Origin of the sequence: Sinosporangium siamense (assembly GCF_016863435.1) — a bacterium.
Taxonomy (GTDB): domain Bacteria; phylum Actinomycetota; class Actinomycetes; order Streptosporangiales; family Streptosporangiaceae; genus Sinosporangium; species Sinosporangium siamense.
The window spans coordinates 157,080-179,035 of record NZ_BOOW01000027.1; the positions used below are offsets into that span (position 1 = coordinate 157,080).

The 21,956-nt window shown below is 72.1% G+C and carries 21 protein-coding genes; 6 read left to right on the plus strand and 15 right to left on the minus strand.

Annotated features, from left to right (window positions below; all coding sequences use genetic code 11):
* Window positions 1-60: 60 nt before the first annotated feature.
* From Ssi02_RS20400 to Ssi02_RS20420, 5 genes are all read right to left on the minus strand, one after another.
* Window positions 61-672, minus strand: coding sequence for a class I SAM-dependent methyltransferase (locus tag Ssi02_RS20400; protein WP_204027725.1), 612 nt, complete (start codon window positions 670-672; stop codon window positions 61-63).
* A gap of 928 nt (window positions 673-1,600) precedes the next feature.
* Window positions 1,601-1,921 carry a hypothetical protein gene (locus Ssi02_RS20405; protein ID WP_204027726.1) on the minus strand — a complete coding sequence of 107 codons (321 nt, stop codon included), beginning with the start codon at window positions 1,919-1,921 and terminating at the stop codon, window positions 1,601-1,603.
* A gap of 420 nt (window positions 1,922-2,341) precedes the next feature.
* Window positions 2,342-3,580 carry an RNA polymerase sigma factor gene (locus tag Ssi02_RS20410; protein ID WP_204027727.1) on the minus strand — a complete coding sequence of 413 codons (1,239 nt, stop codon included), beginning with the start codon at window positions 3,578-3,580 and terminating at the stop codon, window positions 2,342-2,344.
* Window positions 3,577-3,987 carry a YciI family protein gene (locus tag Ssi02_RS20415; protein ID WP_239129222.1) on the minus strand — a complete coding sequence of 137 codons (411 nt, stop codon included), beginning with the start codon at window positions 3,985-3,987 and terminating at the stop codon, window positions 3,577-3,579. Before Ssi02_RS20415 ends, Ssi02_RS20410 begins: the two co-directional genes overlap by 4 nt.
* 162 nt (window positions 3,988-4,149) lie before the next feature.
* Window positions 4,150-5,565, minus strand: a complete 1,416-nt coding sequence (locus tag Ssi02_RS20420; protein ID WP_204027729.1) for an MFS transporter — start codon at window positions 5,563-5,565, stop codon at window positions 4,150-4,152.
* 307 nt (window positions 5,566-5,872) lie between these two features.
* Between Ssi02_RS20420 and Ssi02_RS20425 the strand changes: the two genes are divergently transcribed.
* Window positions 5,873-6,415 (plus strand): GNAT family N-acetyltransferase, encoded by a 543-nt coding sequence (locus Ssi02_RS20425; protein ID WP_204027730.1) that lies wholly within the window; start codon window positions 5,873-5,875, stop codon window positions 6,413-6,415.
* 77 nt (window positions 6,416-6,492) lie between these two features.
* On the opposite strand, the gene Ssi02_RS20430 is transcribed toward Ssi02_RS20425, so the two are convergent.
* Together Ssi02_RS20430 and Ssi02_RS20435 are read right to left on the minus strand one after the other, a co-directional pair.
* Window positions 6,493-7,686, minus strand: coding sequence for a TolB family protein (locus tag Ssi02_RS20430; protein WP_204027731.1), 1,194 nt, complete (start codon window positions 7,684-7,686; stop codon window positions 6,493-6,495).
* On the minus strand, window positions 7,683-8,231 hold the full coding sequence (locus tag Ssi02_RS20435) for a SigE family RNA polymerase sigma factor (RefSeq protein ID WP_204027732.1): 549 nt from the start codon (window positions 8,229-8,231) through the stop codon (window positions 7,683-7,685). Before Ssi02_RS20435 ends, Ssi02_RS20430 begins: the two co-directional genes overlap by 4 nt.
* 147 nt (window positions 8,232-8,378) lie before the next feature.
* Here Ssi02_RS20435 and Ssi02_RS20440 point away from each other — a divergent pair, with 147 nt between their 5' ends.
* Window positions 8,379-8,537: a hypothetical protein gene (locus tag Ssi02_RS20440; protein ID WP_204027733.1), complete on the plus strand. Its 159-nt coding sequence runs from the start codon at window positions 8,379-8,381 to the stop codon at window positions 8,535-8,537.
* Complete coding sequence (locus Ssi02_RS20445) at window positions 8,534-8,800, plus strand: SDR family NAD(P)-dependent oxidoreductase (RefSeq protein WP_204027734.1); 267 nt, start codon at window positions 8,534-8,536, stop codon at window positions 8,798-8,800. Before Ssi02_RS20440 ends, Ssi02_RS20445 begins: the two co-directional genes overlap by 4 nt.
* A 29-nt stretch (window positions 8,801-8,829) precedes the next feature.
* On the opposite strand, the gene Ssi02_RS20450 is transcribed toward Ssi02_RS20445, so the two are convergent.
* Window positions 8,830-9,480: a TetR/AcrR family transcriptional regulator gene (locus tag Ssi02_RS20450; protein ID WP_204027736.1), complete on the minus strand. Its 651-nt coding sequence runs from the start codon at window positions 9,478-9,480 to the stop codon at window positions 8,830-8,832.
* An 81-nt stretch (window positions 9,481-9,561) separates the two neighbouring features.
* Here Ssi02_RS20450 and Ssi02_RS20455 point away from each other — a divergent pair, with 81 nt between their 5' ends.
* Window positions 9,562-10,227 (plus strand): GAP family protein, encoded by a 666-nt coding sequence (locus Ssi02_RS20455; protein WP_204027737.1) that lies wholly within the window; start codon window positions 9,562-9,564, stop codon window positions 10,225-10,227.
* 91 nt (window positions 10,228-10,318) lie between these two features.
* Complete coding sequence (locus Ssi02_RS20460; RefSeq protein ID WP_204027738.1) at window positions 10,319-11,509, plus strand: macrolide family glycosyltransferase; 1,191 nt, start codon at window positions 10,319-10,321, stop codon at window positions 11,507-11,509.
* Window positions 11,510-11,513: 4 nt separating this feature from the next.
* On the opposite strand, the gene clpB is transcribed toward Ssi02_RS20460, so the two are convergent.
* The 7 genes from clpB to Ssi02_RS20495 all read right to left on the minus strand — a co-directional run bounded on the left by clpB (window position 11,514) and on the right by Ssi02_RS20495 (window position 19,047).
* Window positions 11,514-14,117: an ATP-dependent chaperone ClpB gene (gene clpB, locus Ssi02_RS20465; RefSeq protein ID WP_204027739.1), complete on the minus strand. Its 2,604-nt coding sequence runs from the start codon at window positions 14,115-14,117 to the stop codon at window positions 11,514-11,516.
* Entirely contained in the window at window positions 14,099-14,566 is a 468-nt protein-coding gene (locus Ssi02_RS20470) for a chaperone modulator CbpM (protein ID WP_239129184.1), read from the minus strand. The genes clpB and Ssi02_RS20470 overlap by 19 nt, the downstream gene beginning before the upstream one ends.
* A gap of 115 nt (window positions 14,567-14,681) precedes the next feature.
* Complete coding sequence (locus tag Ssi02_RS20475; protein ID WP_204027745.1) at window positions 14,682-15,605, minus strand: DnaJ C-terminal domain-containing protein; 924 nt, start codon at window positions 15,603-15,605, stop codon at window positions 14,682-14,684.
* Window positions 15,606-16,196, minus strand: a complete 591-nt coding sequence (locus tag Ssi02_RS20480) for a nucleotide exchange factor GrpE (RefSeq protein WP_204027747.1) — start codon at window positions 16,194-16,196, stop codon at window positions 15,606-15,608.
* A gap of 6 nt (window positions 16,197-16,202) precedes the next feature.
* Entirely contained in the window at window positions 16,203-18,086 is a 1,884-nt protein-coding gene (gene dnaK, locus Ssi02_RS20485; protein ID WP_204027757.1) for a molecular chaperone DnaK, read from the minus strand.
* A gap of 13 nt (window positions 18,087-18,099) precedes the next feature.
* Window positions 18,100-18,591 carry a YflT domain-containing protein gene (locus Ssi02_RS20490; RefSeq protein ID WP_204027759.1) on the minus strand — a complete coding sequence of 164 codons (492 nt, stop codon included), beginning with the start codon at window positions 18,589-18,591 and terminating at the stop codon, window positions 18,100-18,102.
* A gap of 3 nt (window positions 18,592-18,594) precedes the next feature.
* Window positions 18,595-19,047 carry an Hsp20/alpha crystallin family protein gene (locus tag Ssi02_RS20495; protein WP_204027761.1) on the minus strand — a complete coding sequence of 151 codons (453 nt, stop codon included), beginning with the start codon at window positions 19,045-19,047 and terminating at the stop codon, window positions 18,595-18,597.
* 291 nt (window positions 19,048-19,338) lie between these two features.
* Between Ssi02_RS20495 and Ssi02_RS20500 the strand changes: the two genes are divergently transcribed.
* The gene (locus Ssi02_RS20500; protein WP_204027763.1) at window positions 19,339-21,828 is read left to right on the plus strand and encodes an ATP-binding protein; all 2,490 of its coding nucleotides are present in this window, start codon (window positions 19,339-19,341) and stop codon (window positions 21,826-21,828) included.
* Window positions 21,829-21,956 lie beyond the last annotated feature (128 nt).

Genomic DNA, 21,956 nt, shown 5'->3' on the forward strand with positions numbered 1-21,956 from the left:
ATCGACCTTACTTTGTTAAGGCGCGGGCCGTGTGACGGCTCGCCCTGAACGCTACCAGTCTCAGCCTTCGGAGCCGCCGGAAGCGGCGGAGACCTTGAGGATGCGGTAGGACGAGCGGGAGGAGTGGCGGCTGGCGGGAAAGCCCTCACTGGTCAGCCACCGCTGGAGGGAGTCGGCGCCGAGGTGCTTTTGCACCACCAGGTAGGCGCTGCCGCCCGGGACGAGCCGGCTCAGCCAGCGCGTCAGCATGGCGTGCAGGGCGGGTTTGCCGATGCGGATGGCGGGGTTGGACCAGATGGCGGCGAACCGCACGTCCTGCGGCACCTCGTCGACATGCATCGACCTTACTTTGTCAAGGCGGGCGGCTGTGGCATTGCGCGCGCACAGCTCCAGGGAACGCCGGTTGACATCGACCGCCCACACCGTGGCCGCCGGCGCCCGCGTCGCCATGGTCAGCGCGATCGGCCCGTAACCGCACCCCAGGTCCAGAAGATCACCCTCGGCCGGTGGTGGCGGCACACTCTCCAGCAGCACACGCGTGCCCAGATCGATCCGCTCGGGGGAGAACACCCCGCGGTCGGTCTCCAGCTTGAGATGCAGATCGGGGAGGACCAGCGTCACCGCCCCCGGCCGACTGGCCGCCTGCGGACTGTCCTCGAAGTAGTGCGCCACGCGCAAAGACGCTATCAGCCCCGGCACCCACCCCCTGCCGCCCGCGTCCGCCGGGCGTGAGACCCCCGCCGCCCGCGTCCACCGGGCGTGAGGACACCCGGTGGACGCGGCCCGAGGGGGAGGGAAGACCCTGACGGCAACCGCGACGGCAGCGCCCGGCCGGTGGCGAGTCACGCGAGCCTCGGCGCGACGACCTGAGCGGCGCGCCAGGTACGGCGCAGCCGGACCGATGGCCGGCCTCCGGCCCCGGACCCCCGGACCAGGGGACCGGCGTGGCCGGTCCCTCGGACCACCGGACCACCTGAGCGGTACGCCAGGCGCAGCCGCCCCCGCGGCCCCTGGACCAGCGGACCCGTGTGGCCGGACCCCGGACCACCTGAGCGGTCCGGCAGGTACGGCGCAGCCGGACCCATGGCCGGACCAGCGGACCGGCGTAGCCGGACCCCGGACCACCTGAGCGGCGCGCCGGGTACGGCGCAGCCGGACCGATGGCCGGCCCCCGGACCAGCGGACCGGCATAGCCGGACCCCCAGACCACCGGACCACTGGACCGGTGTGGCCGGGCCGGCCACCATGCCGGTTGCCGGCATCCCCGCGATGCCGGTTATGACATCCCGACATGTCGGTCGTCGGCCTTGCCGGGCCATGCCGCCTCAGACCGGACCGGTACCGAACCGGTACCAACTCGGACCGGCGCCTGGCCGGTACTGCCTGGGTGCCCGCGCCGGGAGCGGCGGGCGTGATCGGCCGGGAAGGGTGCTCCCGGGTCCCGATCAGCGCTCCGCGATTCCCGGGTCGGGCACCGCCCCCTTCGTTTCGCGGACCGGCAGGGCCATCCCTCGCCGGCGGCCCCGGCGGATCTCACGGAGGAAGGGGGCGGGCACGTCATCGAGCGCGGCGTCGGCCGGGCCTCACGCGGGCTCGCCCGTCACTTTCCCTTCTTCGCCACCGGCCGCAGGCGGGTGGTCACACACCCCGGCGACTTGCGGGACGACTTGGACGCGCACAGGCGGCGGTGCTTCGCCTTGGCTCTGGCGGCGGCCTTGGCGCGGGCACTGGGGGAGAGGTGCTGCGTGGCGTTGCGTGCCTGGGGGGAGAGGTGCCGGTGGTTGTTGTCGAGTTTGCTGTCGCTTGACGAGACGACGGCGGCGCTGCCGTTGGGGGCCGAATCGGCCGTCGCGGCCGTGGCGGTCGCCGCCAGAGCGGCGGCCGCGATGATCACGGCCACAGAGACGCTGCGTAGGCGCATGAGAGAACTCCTTGGCTCGGGTCGCGCTGCGGACCTGCTCAGGCCCGCCACTGAGAGATGCGCGCGACGCCGCCCAGGTTGCGACGCAGCGAGAAGATCTACCTTTCTTAGACGAAGGTAGGGGTGACAAACCTGCGCATTGCCCTACATTCGTCGCAGCCGCGAGTTCCGGAGCCGTCGCACTCATCAGGAAGGCCGGTTGGTCTTCGCTCCCGCCCGGCCGACCTCGAACTGACACCCACCCGGCTCAACCCTGCCCGCCGTGACGCCCGACCCATAAGACAAGCAGGCTGCCCCCAGGCCCACCCGGCTCCGCCGTACCCGTCAGGCGGTTCGCCGGGACGCCTTACCTGGTCCGGGCGAGCTCGGGCTGACGCCCGGCCGGCTCCGCCGTACCCGGTCAGACCTGTGGCCCCCGGCTCAGCCGTCATCCTCCAGGCGGGCCGCCTTCGCCCGCAGATAGCGCTGCTGCGTGAGCCCCAAAGCCCGTGACGCGGCCTCCAGGTAACAGGCGCGGGCGGCGGGGCGGTCGCCCGCCATCTCCAGCAGGTGGGCCCGCACGGAGTGCAGACGATGGTCGGCGGCGAGTGCGTCCTCCACCTTCGCCACCAGGTCGAGCCCGGCCTGAGGCCCGTCGGCCATCGCCACCGCTACCGCGTGGTTCAGCGCCACGAGGGGACTGCCCGCCACCGCCATCAGCACCTCGTACAGCGCCTTGATCTGCGCCCAGTCCGTGGCCTCCGCGGTCGGGGCCTCGTCGTGGAGCGCGGCGATGGCCGCCTGCAACTGGTAAGGGCCTGTGGGCCCTCGAGGCAGCGCCCGGCTGATCAGCGCGACGCCCTCGGCGACGGCGTCGCGGTTCCACAACCCGCGGTCCTGCTCGGCCATCGGGATCAGCGTGCCGTCGGCCGCCGTGCGCGCCGGACGGCGCGCGTCGGTGAGCAGCATCAGCGCGAGCAGCCCCGCCGCCTCGGAGTCGCCGGGCAGCAGCCGGTGCGCCAGCCGGGCCAGCCGGATCGCCTCGGCCGACAACTCCACCCGGTGCAGGCGCGGCCCCGAGGTGCTCGTGTAGCCCTCGTTGAAGATCAGGTAGAGCACATGGAGCACCGCCCCCAGCCGCTCGCCCCGCTCGGCCGCCGGAGGCAGGCAGAACGGCAGGCCGCTGTCCTTCACCCGCTGCTTGGCGCGGGTGATCCGCCGCGTCATCGTGGCCTCGGGCACCAGGAAGGCGCGGGCGATCTCCGCCGTCGTCAGACCCCCGACCGCGCGCAGGGTGAGCGCGATCTGCGAGGCGGGCGACAACGAGGGATGGCAGCACATGAAGAGCAGCACCAGCGTGTCGTCCGCAGGGGGCGCCGGCCGGTCGGCGGCCGGCGCCAGCCACTCCTCGGGCAGGGTCCGCTGCGCGACCACACCCTCGCGGTTCCGGCGGGCCTGCTCACTGCGCAGCAGGTCGGTCAGCCGCCGCGACGCCACCGTGATCAACCAGGCCCGGGGATTGTCCGGCACCCCCTCGCCGGGCCACTGCGTGGCCGCCGCGAGCAGCGCCTCCTGGACCGCGTCCTCCGCCGTGTCGAAGTGCCCGTAGCGCCGCACGAGCGCGCCGAGGACCCGCGGCGCGAGATCGCGCAGCAGGCCCTCGACGTCGCGATCACTCACGACCCGGTCTCGAACCCGCCCTCGATGGGCCGCACGTCGACATGCCAGGCGTATGTCTCGGCGACCGCCGCCGGAACAGGGCACTTCGCCAGGCGCGCGGCGATCTCCGTGGCCCGGTCGAAACTGTCGCACTCGACGATGTTGTAACCGGCGAGCACCTCCTGGGTCTCGGAGTAGGGCCCGTCGGTCACGACGGGCACCCCGGCCTTCAGGCTGACCCTGCGGGTGTGCACGGGCGCCACCAGGCCGAACCCGCTGACCATCTCGCCGGTCTCCATGAACTCCGCGCTCCACTCCTCCATGAACTTGCCCAGCGCCGCGAGCTCGTCCGACGACCAGGCCGGCTGCCGCGTGGAGGTGCCCGCCATCGCGTCGTAGTCGTCCTGCGAGCCGTACAGCATGATCATGTACTTCACGGTCTTCTCCTTCTCACCGGCGCCCTCACGGCGCCCATTCACCGGAGACGTCGAAGCCCTCGCTTCCTACCGGACACGTTTTCTCCCCGAATCCAAAAAACTTATCCGAACTCCTGCGGCGTACGGCGGAGCCAACCAGGCCGGGGCCGTCCCCTAACGCGCCGTCACGGCATCGGCGGCCTCGGGAGCGCCCGCACGCGCCCGGCGGGTGCCGCGCGACGTGAGGATCCCCAAGGCGCAGACCACCGTGAAGCCGATCAGCATGATGCGGGCCGAGTCCACCATCGACGCGCCCCCGAGGTTGACCAGGACGCCGGCGACAGCCGTACCGAACGCCGTGGACAGCGACGTCACGGTCGCGATGCCCGCGGCGGACGCCCTGCCCTCCTCGGGATCCGCGGTGGCCGACATCGCGGCGACCGACAGGTGCGGGTAGGCGAGCCCGATGCCGGCGCCCGCGATCAGCAGCGCCGGCACCCAGGCCGCCACCAGCCAGACCGGCGGATCCTCCCGCTGCATCAGCGCCAGGGCGAGGAAACCCCCCGCGAGCAGGACGGGCCCGAGCACGCACAGCCGCCGCACCGCGCGCTCCGCGACCGCCGACGCACTGAAGATCTGGGTCGCGGACCACCCGAGGGAGACGGCGGCGGCGAACAGCCCCGCCACAAACGGCGGCAACCCCGCCGACTCCTGCCCGAACAGCGGCAGGAAGGACTCGACGGCGACGCCGAAGGACAGCAGCCCGATCGTCAGGTAGACCCACTTCAAGGGGGAGTCCGCGCGGTAGGTCGCGCGGGGGAAGACCCGCAGGTCACTGCGGCGCTCATAGACGACGAACCCGGCGATGAGCGCCACCGCCACCACGATCCCCACGCCCATCGCCGCCGCCCCGGGCAGCACCGAGACCACGCTGACGGCGGTGGTCGCGGCGGTGACCAGGGCCAGCGACACCACTGGGATCGGAGCACGCGCCCCGCCGCGCTCCCCGCGCGGCAGCACCCGGGGGACGAGCACCCCGCCCACGGCCGCCGCGCCCGCCATGAGCAGGAACGCCGGCCGCCACTGCCCGAACTGGGCGAACAGGCCGCCGAGCGCCGGGCCCACCAGGTTGCCTATGCCGTACATCCCCGACATCAGAGCCGCGCCCCGCGTCCAGAGCCGCGGCGGCAGCGCCGACCGGATCACCGCGTACGCGAGCCCCGACAGCAGCCCAGCGCCGAGCCCCTGCACGACGCGGCCGGCCAGCAGCACCGGCATCGACGGGCCCACCGCACACACCAGCGAGCCCGCCGCGAAGACCCCGAAACCAATCAGATAGGCGCCGACGTTGCCCCACCGGGCGAGGAACCGGCTGACGAGCATCGTCGTGACCACCATGGCGACGAGATAGAGCGTCAGGTTCCACGCGTAGAAGCTCGCGCCGCCGAGATCGGCCACGGCGGTGGGCAGCAGGCTCGCGGTCAGGTAGATGTTGACCGCGCCGACGAGCAGCCCGCCCGCCAGCACGCTCACGGCGCCGCGGTGCCCCGCGCCGAGGAGGTCCCGCCACGTGGCGGGGGAGTCGCTCACGCCCCCGCTCCCGTGGCCGGTACGGCGGAAGCCGGGAAGGACCGGCGGAGGACCCCGGGAGGACAGGCGGGCGAGAAGACGCGTGCCGCTGTGGGGCTGGCCACGACAACACGCTCGCTGTTGGCGAATGTCATGACTTCAAGCCTTCCGTTGAACCGAGCCCGGAGACTTTTCCGCAAACACCGTGGCAGGCCCCGCGGAGACCTTTCACCCCCCGGTTGAAACCCGGCGTCCTGCGGAAAACCGTTTCGCCGTCTCCGTCCGGTCGGTTTACCATGCGGCAGCGCTATATGAGGAGGGGGGTCGCATGGTGACGTGGCGCCGGCTGACCGAGCAGGACTTCCCGCTGCTGAGGACATGGCTGGAGCAGCCGCACGTGGCGAGGTGGTGGAACCACGAGACCTCCGCCGAGGCGATCGAACGCGACTTCGGCCCCGCCGCGCGCGGAGAGGAGCCCTCGGAAGACCTGCTGATCAGCCTCGGCGGGCACCCCCTCGGCCTGGTGCAGCGCTGCCGGCTGAGCGACTATCCCGAATACGCCGCCGAGCTCGCGACCGTGACCGAGGTGCCCGAGGGCGCGGTGACCGTCGACTACCTCATCGGCGACCCGGCCCAGGTCGGGAAGGGGCACGGCGGCCGCATGCTCGGCGCCGTGCTGGAGGCGACCTGGCACGACATCCCCGGCGCCACGTGTGTCCTGGTGCCGGTGGTGGCGGTCAACCGGGCGTCCTGGCGGGCCCTGGAGAAGGCCGGCATGCGCCGCGTGGCAGAAGGCGACCTCGAACCCGACAACCCGGCGGACGACAAGACCCACTACGTCTACCGGCTCGACCGGCCCGGCCGGCCGTGAGGCTCAGGCGGGTCACCGTACCGCCGGGTGGTCCGGGGGAGCAAACACTGTGACCCGCCCGCTCGACGGTTCGTGCGTTAGGGGATCTTGGTGAGGTCGATCAGATAGTGGCCGCTCTTGATGTGGTAGCTCATGAAGCGTCCCGTACGGTCCGCGCGGGGGACCTCGCCGCGGCTGGCGACCTCCTCGCGGATGCCGAGATCGGCGAAGGTGCCCGTGTCCACGTCGTACAGACCGATCCCGGGGCGGTCGAACATGTTGCGGAAGTGGAAGCGGCTCTGGCTCGGCGGTTCCGGGATCTGGTAGCCGACCGGGATCTCCTTTTGCTGGGAGCCGTCCCGCTGCCGGGTGAAGGCCTTGCCGTCCTTGGTGGTTCCCGTGCACGACCGCACCCCGCAGGCGTACAGCTGTTCACCCTCCTTGACGAGGGCCGAGCTGCTCTCCCCTGTCTCCAGGTTGACGAGATGCGTATAGGGCGCCGAGGCGCCGGGGTCGGCCGGTGAACCGGCCCACGGCCAGGTCAGCAGGTGCAACCCGGCGCCACCCTCGACGGGTGTCACGGCGCCTCCCGTCAGCGGAACGGTGAAAACTCCGCCCTCCATGGCGGAGAACGCGACCTTGCCGCCGGCGAGGTCGAACCCGCGGGTGTTCCCCCCGACCTTCTCCTCGACCACCTGCCGCACCTCGCCGCCCGTTAGGGGGACGGTCCAGATCCGCCTGAATTCCTTCGACGCGGTCCACCACACGATCTGTCCGTCGCCGACCCGGAAATCGGCGGGGAAGGTCTCGCTTCCCTTCGACGTGGGCAGATCCGCGATCTTCCGCAGCTTCTTGCCGGCCAGGTCGTAGGTGTAGATCGCCTCGTTGCGCTCGAACCCGCGCGAGGCGATGAGGAGCACCATGTGATCGTCGATCAGCACCGCCGCGTTCAGTTTCCGGCCCTCACCGTCCTTCTGCGGCAGCTTGTGCAAGGCCTGTGGCCACACCTTCCCGATGGGCTTGGGCATGTCCACCGCCTTGGTGATCATCGCCGAGGGGACGCTCAGCGGGTTGACGGACGGTGACGGCCCCTGTTCGTCACCGATACGCACCCCCAGAACGCCGCCCCCCGCGACCGCCGCCGCCGCCACCGCTGCGAGCAGCGCCTGCGACCGCTGCCTGCGCCGCCGGTAGCCTCTCTCCAGCTGCTCCGCCGCCGCGGCGGACAGGCGAGGCGCTCGGCCCGCCGCCCGCGCCAAGGTCTCGCGCACCGTGTTCTCAACGTCGTTCATCGCCGTTCCCCTCGCTTGGACGTGGCGCTTCCGGCCTGCTCGAATGTGACGCCTCCGGCGACGCTGAGACCGCTCGCCGGCGGGGCGGACCGCAGCTTGTCAAGCGCCCGTGACACCTGGCTGCGCACGGTGCCCCGGGAGATGCCCAAGGCCGACGCGATCTCCTCGTCGCTGAGATCCTCGTAGTAGCGCAGGACCACCACCGCCCGCTGCTTGCGCGGCAGCCCGGCCAGCGCCTCCCACATGGTCTGCTCGAAGCCGCTGGGAAGCGCGTCGAGGCGGCCCCGCTCAGGCAGGTCCCAGGTGAGCAGTTCGCGCCGGCGCAACCGCCAGGTGGCTGCGTGCATGCGCGCCATGATGGTGCGCACATACTTCTCGGCGTTCTCCTCGGCCTTGAGCCGTCGCCAGGAGGCGCGCAGCTTGAGCAGCGCCTCCTGCACCAGGTCGGCCGCGTCGTGCGGGTTCCCGGCCAGCACGTGGCCGTAGCGCAGCAGCGCGTCGCCCCGTGCGGCGACGAACTCCGCGAACCGCGGGTCTGTTTCCAACTACCCATGCCCTTCGTCGTCTCTGTCACCTCTCAGTGGGCGCCGGAGGGCAAACTGTTGCATCTTCCCGAGGAGTTCTGTGCGGCCCCCGCTCCCGTCTCCCGCCGGCGGGGCGATGCCGTACGGTGGCCGGGGGAAGGGGGATTCATGCGTTATCGGCGATATGCACCGGCGGCGGCCTTGCGGGACGTGGTCGAGCACTACTGGCCGGTCGTGTCCCCCGCGCCCGCGAGCCCGGTGCGCGCTGTGCTCGTGCCGAACGGCAGAGCCACCGCGCGGGGCCGGGCATCGACGGGGCCGTCATGAGCAGCGAGTACCAGAAGCAGGCCGTCATCCCCTGGGTGGAGGTCGACGACATCGACACGACATTGAAGGCGGTGACGGCGGGCGGCGGCACGGAGAACAATCTCGCGATGATGCCGCAGAGCGTGCGTGACGCGGAGATCGCGCACACGTCCACAGGACGCCTGTCGACCCCCGAGGACGTCGCCCGCGCGATCGTCTTCTTCGGCTCTCCGTTCAACGGCAACATCACCGGTGAGACCGTCAACGTGACCGGAGGAAGCTGATCTAAGGGTGTTCTCGGTTGTTCTCAGCCTCATTGGAGCGCGTGCGGATCCGGCTGCTGGCCGGGCACGGCCTCCAGTAGTGAGCGCAGGAGGGCGGCGGCGGTGCCAGGGGACAGCTCACCGGGGGTGTTGACGAGCTGGGAGGCGAGGCCGTCGACGAAGGTGTGCAGGAGGGCCGCCCAGAGTTCGACCTGGGGGTCGGGGTGCGGGTGTGCGGCCCGGTCGGGGTCGCGGACGGGTTCGTGGCCGCGCATGGCGGCGATGCACTGGCGGTAGAGCGCCCGCTGGTCGTCCCACGTGACCGAGCCGTTCTCGGGAGGGTGGTGGCGTTCCCATTCCACGACCGCCGCCCACAACGCGTATTCCTCGCGCCGCTCGGCGTCCAGTGGCAGGTTCTCCTCCACGATGCCGGCGATCCGGTCGACCACCGAGCCCTCCGTACGGGGCCGCTGCACGCGCGGGAGGACCCGGCGGTGGAGGGTCTCGGTGGCGGCCCGGACGACGTAGGCCTGCAGCTCGTGCTGATTGCCGAAGTAATGCCGCAGGGACCCGGTGGACCAGCCGGCTTCGGCGGCGATGCCGCGGACGGTCACGCCGGTCAGGCCTTCGCGCAGGATCACCCGGATGGCGGCCTCGCCGATCTCGGCCCGTCGCTGGTCGTGATCAACGAGTCGCGGCACGTCCTTATGGTAACACCCCTGTGCTACTTTAAATAACACGGGCGTGTCATTGCGGCTCGTTGACCCTGTAAGGAGACAGGTTTGTCGATCGAGACCATCGGAGCCGTACTCGGGCTGGCCCTGCTCGACACGCTGAGCCCTAGCGTGATCGGGGTGACGCTCTACCTGCTATTGGCCAGGCCGCGCCGCATGAGCCTCCTGCTCGGCACATACCTCGGAACGGTCGCGGCGGCGTACTTCGCCTTAGGCGTCCTGCTCATGCTCGGCCTGGGCGCCGTCGAGCCGCTGATCGACGACACCGTGTGGGCCTGGGGGCAGGGCCTCCTCGGCGTCGCACTCATCGTGGGGAGCTACTACATCCCCGGCAAGGACCCCGAACGCGCGTCCGTCCGGACGCGGACCTTCACCATGCGCGCGATGCTGGTGCTGGCGCTTGGGACCTGGCTGTTCGAGTTCTCCACCGCTGTGCCGTACTTCGGCGCGATCGCCATCATGACCTCGGCCGGCCTGGCGGCCGTGCAGTGGCTGCCGCTCCTCGCCGTGTACGTGACCGTCATGGTGATCCCCGGTTTGCTGCTTCTCGCCGCGTGGGCCGCCCTGGGGGAACGGGTGCGTGCGCGGTTCGAACGGTGGCAGGACAAGCTCGCCTCCGGTTCCCGCACGGCGGTGAGCTGGATCGTCTTCATCGCGGGAATCCTGCTCGTCCTGGAGGCGGCGGAGCAGGTCGCCAACTGGCTGAGTGTGTGACCGGCCGCCTCGGGTGGGGGTTCGCCCAGTGTGGCGACATGCCGGGCCGCATTCCCCGGTGGGTGTTGATCGTCGGCATAGAGTGAAGGTCATGTCCGCTCGCCGCGCACACATCGCCATGGTCGGCATTCCCGCCGTCAGCCACGTCCTGCCGAGCCTGGAGGTCGTGCACGAGCTGGTGGCCCGCGGCCACCGCGTCACCTATGCCAACGACGCGGCGGTGGCCGGCCTGGTCAGGTCCTCGGGGGCCGAGCTCGTGCCCTACTCCTCGGGGTTGCCGGTCGCCGACAACGACTGGCCGGAGGATCCGATCGCCGCGATGGGGGTCTTCCTGGACGACGCCATGCGGGTGCTGCCGCAGCTCCGCGAGGTATACGACAGGGACCCGGCCGACCTCTACCTCTACGACATCGGCGCCTACGCCGCCCGCGCGCTCGCCGAGGTCCAGCGGCGGCCGCTCGTGCAGTTGTCGCCGACATATGTGGCCTGGAAGGGCTATGAGGAGGTCGCGGCGCAGATGTGGGCGCTGCCGGGGGCCGACGACTACCGCGGGCGGTTCGCCGGGTGGCTGGCCGGGTGCGGGGCGGCGACGACGGACGTGGACGACTTCTCCGGGCGCCCGCCGCGGGTGCTGGCGCTGATCCCGCGGGCGATGCAGCCGCACGCCGAGCAGGTCGACCCGGAGGTGGTGTCGTTCGTCGGGCCGTGCTTCGGCCCGCTGCGCGAGCAGGGCGGGTGGACGCGCCCCGCGGGGGCAGAAAAGGTGCTGCTGATCTCCCTCGGGTCGGCCTACACGCGGCAGCCGGAGTTCTACCGGCGCTGCCTGGAGGCGTTCGGCGGCCTGCCCGGGTGGCATGTGGTGCTGCAGATCGGCAAATACGTCGACCCCGCCGAGCTCGGGGAGATCCCGGCCAACGTCGAGGTGCACCCGTGGGTGCCGCAGCTCGCGATCCTGGAGCAGGCCGACGCGTTCGTCACGCACGCCGGCATGGGCGGCTGCGGCGAGGGGCTGTTCACCGGCGTGCCGATGATCGCCGTGCCGCAGGCGGCCGAGCAGTTCGACAACGCCGACCGGCTGGTCGCCCTCGGGGTGGCCCGCCGCCTCGACACGGAGGACGCCACCCCGGAGGCCCTGCGCGGCGCACTGGCCGACCTGACGACCGACCCGGAGGTGGCCCGCAGGTCCGCGTGGCTGCGCGCCGAGGCCAAGTCCGAGGGCGGCACCATACGCGCCGCCGATCTGGTGGAGCACATCCTCACGCTCAACGACCCGCTGAGATAGCGCCTCAGAAGGTCACGATCAGCTCGCCGTCGCGTTCGTCCACCCTGATCGCCGAGCCCTCCTCGACGTCGCCCTGGAGCAGCGCCCGGCCGATGCGGGTCTCCACCTCACGTGCGATGAAGCGGCGCAGCGGGCGCGCGCCGTACACCGGGTCGTAACCCTGGCGGGCGATGAAGCGCCGCGCGTTCTCGGTGACCTCCAGCGTCAGGCGGCGGTCGGCGAGGCGCGCCCTGATCTCGTTGAACATCAGGTCCACGATCTGCTCGATCTCGGCCTCGGTGAGCGGCTTGAACAGCACGATGTCGTCCACCCGGTTGAGGAACTCGGGCCGGAAGTGCCGCCGCAGGTCCGCCATGACGCTCTCGCGGCTCTCCGGCTTGATCTCCCCCGCCTGGGAGATGCCCTCGATGAGATAGTCCGAGCCGATGTTGGACGTCATGATGACGACGGTGTTGCGGAAGTCGACCGTACGGCCCTGCGCGTCGGTCAGCCGCCCGTCGTCGAGCACCTGGAGCAGGGTGTTGAAGACGTCGGCGTGCGCCTTCTCGATCTCGTCGAAGAGCACCACCGAGTACGGCTTGCGCCGTACGGCCTCCGTGAGCTGCCCGCCCTCCTCATAGCCGACATATCCGGGCGGCGCCCCGAGCAGCCGGCTGACGGTGTGGCGCTCCTGGTATTCGCTCATGTCGATCCTGACGAGGTTCTCGTCGCTGTCGAACAGCCCTTCGGCCAGTGCCTTGGCCAGCTCCGTCTTCCCGACGCCGGTCGGGCCGAGGAAGATGAAGGAGCCGATGGGCCGCCGCGGGTCCTTGATGCCGGACCGCGCGCGGATGATGGCGTCCGCCACCAGTTGCACCGCCTCGTCCTGGCCGACGACACGCTGGTGCAGGATCTCGTCGAGACGCAGCAGCTTGTCGCGTTCGCCCTCTTTGAGGCGGGTGACGGGGATGCCGGTCCAGCGGGCGACGATGGCGGCGATCTCGTCCTCGGTCACGACTTCGCGGAGCAGCCGCCTGCCGCCCTGCTTGGCCGCCAGCTGCTCCTCCTCCGCCTCGAGCCTGCGCTGGAGTTCGGGCAGCCTGCCGTGGTGGAGCTCGGCGGCGCGGCTGAGGTCGTAGTCGCGCTCGGCCTGCTCGGCGAGGCGGTGCACCTCCTCGATCTCGCGCCGCAGCTCCTGCACCTTGCGCAGGGCCCGCCGCTCGGCCTCCCACTGGGCACGCATCGAGCCGGCCTCGGCGCGCAGGTCGGCGAGCTCCCTGCGCAGGTCGTCCAGCCGCGCCTCACTGGCCGGGTCGCTCTCCTTCGACAGGGCCGCCTCCTCGATCTCCAGGCGGGTGACCCGCCGGGTCAGCTCGTCGAGCTCGGCCGGCATCGAGTCCATCTCCGTGCGCAGCATCGCGCACGCCTCGTCGACCAGGTCGATCGCCTTGTCGGGCAGGAAGCGGTCGGAGATGTAGCGGTGGCTCAGCACCACGGCGGCGATCAAAGCGCTGTCCTGGATCTTCACGCCGTGGAACACCTCAAGCCGCTCGCGCAGGCCGCGCAGGATCGAGATGGCGTCCTCCACGGAGGGCTCGTCGAGCAGCACCGGCTGGAAGCGGCGCTCCAGCGCGGCGTCCTTCTCGATGTGCTTGCGGTATTCCTGCACGGTGGTGGCGCCGATCATGTGGAGCTCGCCGCGGGCCAGCATCGGCTTCAGCATGTTCCCGGCGTCCACGGCGCCCTCGGCCGCGCCCGCCCCGACGACGGTGTGCAGCTCGTCGATGAAGAGCAGGATCCGCCCCTCGGCCGCCTTGACCTCGTTCAGCACGGCCTTCAGCCGCTCCTCGAACTCGCCGCGGTACTTCGCCCCCGCCACAAGCGAGCCCATGTCCAGCGCGAAGACCGTCTTGTCCTTCAGGCCCTCGGGCACGTCGCCGCGGTCGATACGCTGGGCGAGGCCCTCCACGACGGCGGTCTTGCCGACGCCGGGGTCGCCGACCAGCACCGGGTTGTTCTTCGTCTTGCGGGAGAGAATCTGGATCACCCGCCGGATCTCGGCGTCGCGGCCGATCACCGGGTCGAGCTTGCCGGCGGCGGCGTCGGCCACCAGGTCCCTGCCGTACTTCTCCAAGGCCTCATAGGCCGCCTCCGGCGTCGCCGAGGTGACCCGCTGGTGGCCGCGGATCGCCGTGAGTGCCCGCAGGAAGCCGTCGCGGGTGACACCGTGGTCGTGCAGCAGCCGCCCGGACACGGTCTGCGAGCCCTCGTCGAGCAGCGCCGTCAGCAGGTGCTCGACCGAGACATACTCGTCCTTCAGCCGGTCGGCCTCCCGCTCCGCGTCGTCGAGCAGCCGCGACAGGCGCCGGGTCACGAAGATCTGCCCCGGTGTCGCCCCCGGCCCGCTCACGCGGGGACGGCGCTCCAGCTCGGCCTCAAGGTCGTCTTTGAGGCGGTCCGGGTCGGCGCCCGCCTGGCGCAGCAGGCGCGGCACGAGCTCGTCGGGTTTGTCCAGCAGCGCCGACAGCAGGTGCTCGCCGTCGGCCTCGGTATGGCCGAATCGCAGCGCCCGCGTCTGCGCGTCGTGCAGCGCCTCCTGCGATTTGTGCGTCAGTCGGTTCGGGTCCACGGCGACCCTCCTCCGGTGCGTGGGTTGCGGCGTCGGTCGCGCAGAGCCGCCTCCAGCTCCGCGATATGGTCGAGCAGGTCCATCACCAGCCCCAGCGCGGCGTAGTTCAGCGAGAACCCGGCCCGCAGCCGCTGGATCCGCCCCGCCGCGGCGATCTGCGACAGGGGGAACCACAGCCGCCCGCCCGCGTCGGGCGCGGCCTCAAGCAGGCCGAGCGCGACGAGCCGCCGCGCCAGATCGGGGTGGAGCCCGGTGGCATGGGCGAAACTCTCCAGGTCCAGCACCCGCCCCGGAGGCACCCGCCGCACGACAAGCCGGCTCATCGCGGCCTCCCGCGCGGGTCCGGGCGGCGTACGGCGCAGCCGGTCCGGCCTGAGGCGTGAGGGGTCGTGGGCCGGTCCGGGTGCCGTACGGCGGAGCCGGTCCGGCCGGGTGCTCGGGCCGGCCACTCGATCCGGCCGCGCGGGGCCGCCGGGCCCCGAGGCCCGTGCCGTACGGCGGAGCCGGTCCGGCCTGAGGCGTGAGGGGTCGTCGGCCGGTCCGGGTGCCGTACGGCGGAGCCGGTCATCGTGGCCTCCTCGGGTCGAAGGCGGAGGCGGTAGCGAGTTGCTCGAACAGGTGGCGTTCGGTGTCGGTGGGATGACCGGGGACCATGACGCGGGCCTCGGCGTAGAGGTCGCCGGGGTCGCCGTGCGGGTTGGGCAGCCCCTGGCGGCGCAGCCGCAGGCGGCGGCCCGTGGAGGTGCCCGGCGGCACCTTCACCTTGGTCTCCCCGCCGGGGGTGTCGAGGGGGACGGTCGCCCCCAGCGCCGCCTCCCAAGGGGTGAGCGGCAGCGCCACGTGGACGTCGCGCCCCTCGACGCGGTAGCGCGGGTGGTCGGCGATGCGCACGAGCAGGTAGAGGTCGCCGCGGGTCGCGCCCCGCCCGCCGTGCCCGCCTTGGCCGGCCAGCCGGATGCGCTGCCCGTCGGTCACCCCGGCAGGGATCGAGACGTCGAGCCGCCGCCCCTCGCCGAGGGTGAGTGTCCTGCGCCCGCCCCGGTAGGCGTCCTCGACGGTGAGCACCAGTTCGGCCTCCTGGTCGGCGCCGGGCGCCGGACCCCAGCTGCGGCCCCCCACGCCGCCGAACATCTCGCCGAGCAGGTCCTCCAGGTCGATGTTCACATCGACCCGCCGCCGCCCCCCGCCCCCCCGGCCTCCCTGGCCCGCCCCGGCCGCGGCGCCCGCGCGGGCCCACGCCTGCGGGTCGACGCCCTCCGGCACCCGGCGGAAGTCGGGCCCGAACGCGTCGTAGCGGCGCCGCGTCTCCGGATCGGACAGCACCTGGTAGGCCTCGGAGGCCTCCTTGAACCTCTCCTCGGCCCCCGGGTCCTTGTTGACGTCCGGGTGGTAGGTGCGGGCCAGCTTGCGGTAGGCGCGCTGGATCTCCTCCTCGCTCGCCGTCCTGGAGACACCGAGCGCCTCGTAGAAGTCGCGTTGATCGGCCATCTAGTCCGCCTTCGACACGATCACGGCCGCGGGCCGAAGCTGGTGGTCGCCCTCGCCGTAGCCGGGGCGCACCACCCCGACGACCGTCCCCGACGGGACATCGGCCGCCGGGACCGCGCCGACCGCCTCGTGCCGGGCCGGGTCGAAGCCGGCCCCGGCGTCGTCCTGGCGGGCGTAGCCGTACCTCTCAAGCAGGGCGAGCGCCTGGTCGCGCACCGCGCTCACCCCTTCGGCGAGCGAGGCGGGCTCGGCTTCGGCGTGCTGGAGCGCCAGGTCGAGGTGGTCGAGCACGGGCAGCCACTCCCTGAACATCCGCGCCCGCTCCCACTCGGCCTCCCTGGCCGCCCGTTTGCGCATGTTGTCGAGCTCGGCGAGGGCACGCAGCCACTGGTCCTCGAGCTCGGCCACACGCTGCTCAAGGCGTGCCACCAGCGCTTCCAGCTCCTCGGCCCGGTCAGGCCGCCCTTCCGGCGCGGCCTGTTCGGGCCCGCCCCGCCCTGCCCCCGTCTGCTCAAACCCATCCTGATCGGGACCTGCCCGCTCAGGATGGGGCCGGCCGGGCGGGGCGGACGCCGGATCGTGCTCGGACATGGCAGGTCACTCGGGCTCGGTGAACTCGGCGTCGATCACGTCGTCGCCTCCCGGACGCTCGCCGTCCTCACCCGCCCCGCCCGGCGGCGGCCCGCCCGGAGCGGTGGCGGCCAGTCCGTGGAACACCTGCTGCAACTCCGAGGTCAGCGAACGCAGCCGGTCCAGCGGAGCCTCCTCCTTCACGGCCTGCCGGGCGTCGGCGACCAGCATCTCGGCGCGTGCCCTGTCGTGTGCCGCCACCGCCGAGCCGAGCTCGCCGAGCCGCCGGTCGACCTGGTAGGCGACCGAGTCCAGCTCGTTGCGGGCGTTCACCAGCTCGCGCAGCCGCGTGTCCTCGCCGCGGTGCCGCTCGGCGTCCGCGATCATCCGCTCGACCTCGTCCTTCTGCAGCGTCGAGCTCTCGCTGATCGTGATGCGCTGCTCGCCGCCGGTCTCCTTGTCCCTGGCCGAGACGTTGAGGATGCCGTTGGCGTCGATGTCGAAGGTGACCTCGACCTGCGGCACACCCCGCGCCGCCGGGCGGATGTTCTCCAGCCGGAACCTCCCGAGCACGCGGTTGTCGGCGGCCCGCTCGCGTTCGCCCTGCAGCACGACGACGTCGACGGAGCTCTGGTTGTCCTCGGCGGTGCTGAAGGTCTCGGTACGGCGGGCCGGGATGGTCGTGTTGCGCTCGAGGACCTTGGTCATCACCCCGCCCAGCGTCTCCACGCCCAGCGACAGCGGCGTGACGTCGAGCAGCAGGACGTCCTTCACCTCGCCCTTGATCACGGCGGCCTGGACGGCGGCGCCGATCGCGACCACCTCGTCGGGGTTGACCGACATGTTGGGGTCCTTGCCTCCGGTGAGGCGGCGCACGAGGTTCTGCACGGCGGGGATCCGGGTGGAGCCGCCCACCAGGATCACCTCGTCGATGTCGTCGGCGGTGAGCTTGGCGTCGGACATCGCCTGCTTGACCGGTCCCAGGCACCGCTCCACCAGATCGGCGGTGATCTGCTCGAACGTGGACCGCATCAGGGTCGTGTTGAGATGTTTGGGACCGTTGGCGTCGGCGGTGACGAACGGCAGGCTGATCGTCGTCTGGGTGACCGACGACAACTCCACCTTGGCCTTCTCGGCCGCCTCGAACAGCCGTTGCAGCGCCTGCGGATCGCGCCGCAGGTCGATGCCCTCCTGCCGCTGGAACTCGTCGGCCAGGTGGTCGACGATGCGCCGGTCGAAGTCGTCGCCGCCCAGGTGGGTGTCGCCGGCGGTCGAACGCACCTCGACGACCCCGTCGCCGATGTTCAGGATGCTCACGTCGAAGGTCCCGCCGCCGAGGTCGAACACCAGCACCGTCTCGTTGGTCTTCTTGTCGAGGCCGTAGGCGAGGGCGGCGGCGGTCGGCTCGTTGATGATGCGCAGCACCTCAAGCCCGGCGATGCGCCCTGCGTCCTTGGTCGCGTGGCGCTGGGCGTCGTTGAAGTAGGCGGGCACGGTGATCACGGCCTCGGTGATCCGCTCGCCGAGGTGCCGCCCGGCGTCGTCGACGAGCTTGCGGATCACCAGGGCGGAGATTTCCTCGGGGGTGTACTGCTTGCCGCGGATCTCGAAGCGGGCCTCGCCGTTCGGCCCCGGCACCACGTCGAACGACACCGCCGCCATCTCGCTGGTCACCTCGTCGTAGCGGCGGCCGACGAAGCGTTTGGCCGAGTAGATCGTGCCCTTGGGATTGAGGATGGCCTGCCGCCTGGCCAGCTGGCCGACCAGCCGCTCGCCCTGCTCGGTGAACGCCACCACCGACGGGGTCGTACGCGACCCCTCGGCGTTGGGGATGACGTCGGGCTGCCCGCCCTCCACGGCGGCGATCACCGAGTTCGTCGTCCCAAGGTCGATTCCCACTGCCTTGGCCATGAGAGCCTCCTGTTCACATGCCGCCGGAGACCCCGCCGGCCTGCAGCATCTCCCGTGCGCGTTCGGCGTGCTCGGGATCGACGAGCACCTCGTATCTGTCGGCGACCACCTGGCTGACCGCGACGAAGTCCCGCTGCCCCTTGGTCAGCAGGTGCGACACCACACCGAACAGCGCCCCGGCGATCAGACCCCAGATCAGGCCCCAGAGGATCACGATCCCCGCCGTGCCGGCCCGGGTCGAGAAGATCGCCAGGAACAGCCCGATGAGCAGGCCGAACCAGGCGCCCGCGATGGCGCCCCTGCCAAGGGCCTTGGCGGGGGTCATGCGCCCGAGGACCTTCTCCATGAGTTTGAGACCACTGCCGACGATGGCCGTCCTGTCCACCGGGAAGTGGTTGTCGGAGAGGTAGTCAACCGCCTTCTGCGCGCGCAGGTAGTCGGTGTAGACGGCCACCGGCGTGTACCCCGCCGCCGGGGAACCGGACGCGGACGCGGGTAGGGCCATGGCTCATCCCGAGATCTCGATGTGGCGCGGCTTGGTGACCTCCGCCTTGGGCACGTTGATCGTGAGCACGCCGTTGTCGTATTGCGCGGCCACCCGGGTGGGGTCGATGTCGCCGGGCATGACGACGCGATACTCGAAGCGGCCCGTACGGCGTGTCTTGTGGTGCCGGCGGCCGTGCTCCTTCTCCATGACCTCGCCGGAAACCGAGATTTCGCGGTCGTTCACCTGCACGTCGATCTGCTCCTTGGACATGCCGGGAAGATCGACCTCGATCACGTAGGAGTCCTCGGTCTCGGAGATGTCCCCGAGCGGCGACCACGGCATCTCACCGACGGCGGCCTCGCCGAGAGCCGAGGTCATCAGGCGGCCGAGGTGATCGTAGACGTCCTCGAACTCGCGTATCGGGGAGAGGCGGTACGACCCCTGTGTACCCCGGCGGTTCTGAAGCATGGGCATCGCGAAAACCCCCTCGATGGGTCCGGTCGGATGCGGCCCCGGTCGCCCGGCGCCCTGGCCGGGTGCCGGGAAACGAAAGGCCCTCCCTATCGAGGCTTGCTTCGGATATCCATCCTTACATCCTCAATCTGGGTAGTCCTCCCCCCCGGATCGGACTGCTGAGGCTGGGGAGGTGCAGGTGCGGCTACCCAGGTGGGGGATGTGGGGAGGCCGCGCCTACGATAGAGGTAACCCCTTCGTGACGGACAGTGTTCGGGATGGGCGGCGACCGATCGGTGGGAAAGGGGTCGCATGCGTGGGCGTGACCATGAGTGGCGGACAGTCCTCGGTCTGCTGCGCGCCGCGAGATCGGGCCGGGGCGGGGCGCTCCTCCTCGACGGGGAGACCGGCGCCGGCAAGAGCAGAATCCTCGCCGAGGCCGCCGCCAAGGCCGCCGGGCAGGGGTTCGCCGTCGCCGCCGGGCAGGCCGAGGAGCTGGGGGAGCTTGTCCCGATGGCGCCGCTGTTCACCGCGCTCGGCGAGCCGCCGCCCACCCCTGCCGAAACCGACCTCACGCTGGTCGAACGGCTGCGCACCCGGGCCGAGGCCCTCGCCGCGCGCCGTCCCCTCGTGGTGGCCCTGGACGATCTGCAGTGGGCCGGTCCCGCGACCTTGACGGCGGTGCGGACCCTGCGGGCCCGGCTTACGCCGTACCCCGTGGTGTGGCTGCTCGCGCGCGGCACCACGGGCCGGTCACCCGGTGCCGAACGCCTGTTCGCGACGCTGGAGGCGGAGGGCGCGGTGCGGCTGGAGCTCCGTCCGCTGCCGCCGGGCGCCGCGGCCGGCCTGACCGCCGACCTGCTGCCCGCGCCGCCCGGCCTCGACCTGCTGAAACTGGCCGCCGGGGCCTGCGGCAACCCGCTCCTGCTGACCGAACTCGTGACCGGGCTGCGCGAGGAGCGGGGGGTGCGTGTCGCGGGCGGTGCGGCGCACCTTGTCGCGGAACGGCTGCCCAGGCGACTCCTTACCCTGGTGGCGCGGCGCCTGGACCGGCTTAGCGGCCAGGCGCGGGGAGTGGCGGAGATCGCCGCGGTGCTGGGGGCACCGTTCTCACCCGAGGACGTGGCCGGGGCGCTCGGCGGGACCCCGGCGGCGCTTCTGCCCGCCCTGGACGAGGCTATGGACGCCGGCCTGCTCACCACGGGCGGCGGCGGCCTGGTCTTCCGGCACGACCTGGTCCGCCGTGCAGTCTTGGAGGTCATGCCCGTGCCGGTGCGGCAGGCCCTGCACCACCAGATCTGCGGGCCCCCACCCGGCCGGTACGGCCCAGCCAAGGAAGCGGCCTCCCCCTACGACCCGCCCGGCGGCGGTCTTGCCGGGGAGGCGGCCTCGCACGAGTGGGGCGGCACCGCCGGACAGGCGGACCCGCACCACCAGACTGGCGGGCTCCCGCACGGCCGGGCCGGGCCCGCCGCGGAAGCGGCCCCCCTTCACCCCCCGCCCGGGGCACCCGGTGATGGGGCGCGGGCGGGGGAGCCGGCCGAGGGGCTTCCCGACGGAGACGGTGCCACGCCGGTCGCGGGCCTCGTGCTCCTGTCGGCCGCGCGATGGGACACCGGCCACCTCGACGAGGGGCTGCGCACGGCCCGGGAGGCCGTAAGCCGCGCCGATGAGGGCACACAGGAGGCCCGCAGTCTCCACCCCCGGCTCAACCTGGCCTCGATGCTGCTCGACCTCCACCGTCTCGACGAGGCAGAGACCGTGCTGCGCACCGCCCGTGAGGAGGTGGACAGGCCGGAGAATCAGGCGTGGGCCGCGGGCCCCGCCGTGCTCTCCGCCCGGCTCGACCTGGCCCGCCACCGCCCCGCCGACGCGGTGACCGCGGCCGAGACGGCCCTGGCCGCCGCCGACGCCTCGGGCGCACGCCTGTTCACCTCGCTCGGCGCCGCGGTCCTCGGCGCGGCGGCGCTCCGCCGAGGCGACCCGCAGACCGCCGCCGCCTGCACCGACACCGTCGGCCACACCCCCCTGCCGGACCACGCCGCCACCCACGGCCGAGCACGCTGCCTGCTGATCGCCGCTCAGGCGGCCGAGGCCCTCGGTAACCGCCGCAGAGCCGCCACCCTGACCTGCGACCTGTGCTCCGCACTCGACCGGCTGCCGTCCCCCCTCGTCGTGGAACCCACCGCCGCCGCCTGGCTGGTCCGGCACGCCCTCGGCGCCGGCGACCACCACCGGGCCGAGACCGTCGCCGCCGCCACCGACCGCCTCGCCCGCGACAACCCCGGACACCCTCTGCTCCTGGCAGCCGCCGCGCACACCCGGGGCCTGCTGACCGGCGACGCCTCCGCCCTGACCGGCGCCGCCGCGCAATACCCCGACGAGCACGCCCGCGCCTCCGCCCGGGAGGACCTCGGCGCCCTCCTCGCCCGGCGGGGAGACCGGGACGGCGCGGTCGGCGCCCTCGACGACGCCCTCCTCGGCTACGAGGCGACCGGCGCCGTCCGCGACGCCGCCCGGACGCGGCGGCGGCTGCGCCGGCTCGGGGTACGGCACCGCCACTGGACCCGGGGCCGCCCCTCGGCCCTGGGCTGGGACGGCCTGACCGCCACCCAGCGGCTCGTCGCCCATCTGGTCGCCCGCGGCCTGACCAACCGGCAGGTGGCCGACCAGATGTACATCAGCGTGCACACGGTGGCGTTCCACCTGCGGCAGATCTTCCGCAAACTGGACATCGACTCACGTGTCGACCTGGCCCGCCTGGCGGTGGAGGAGCACCACCGCCCGACCGAGCAGGGATGACGCCCCTCACGCGCCAAACGAGCCGGGCAACGAACCAATCCCGTTTGCCTAAAGCGCCATCAACCAATCGCATATTCGACAAAGCGGGCAACAGTCACCGCCGTACCCCGCAAGGACAGGCGGTACGG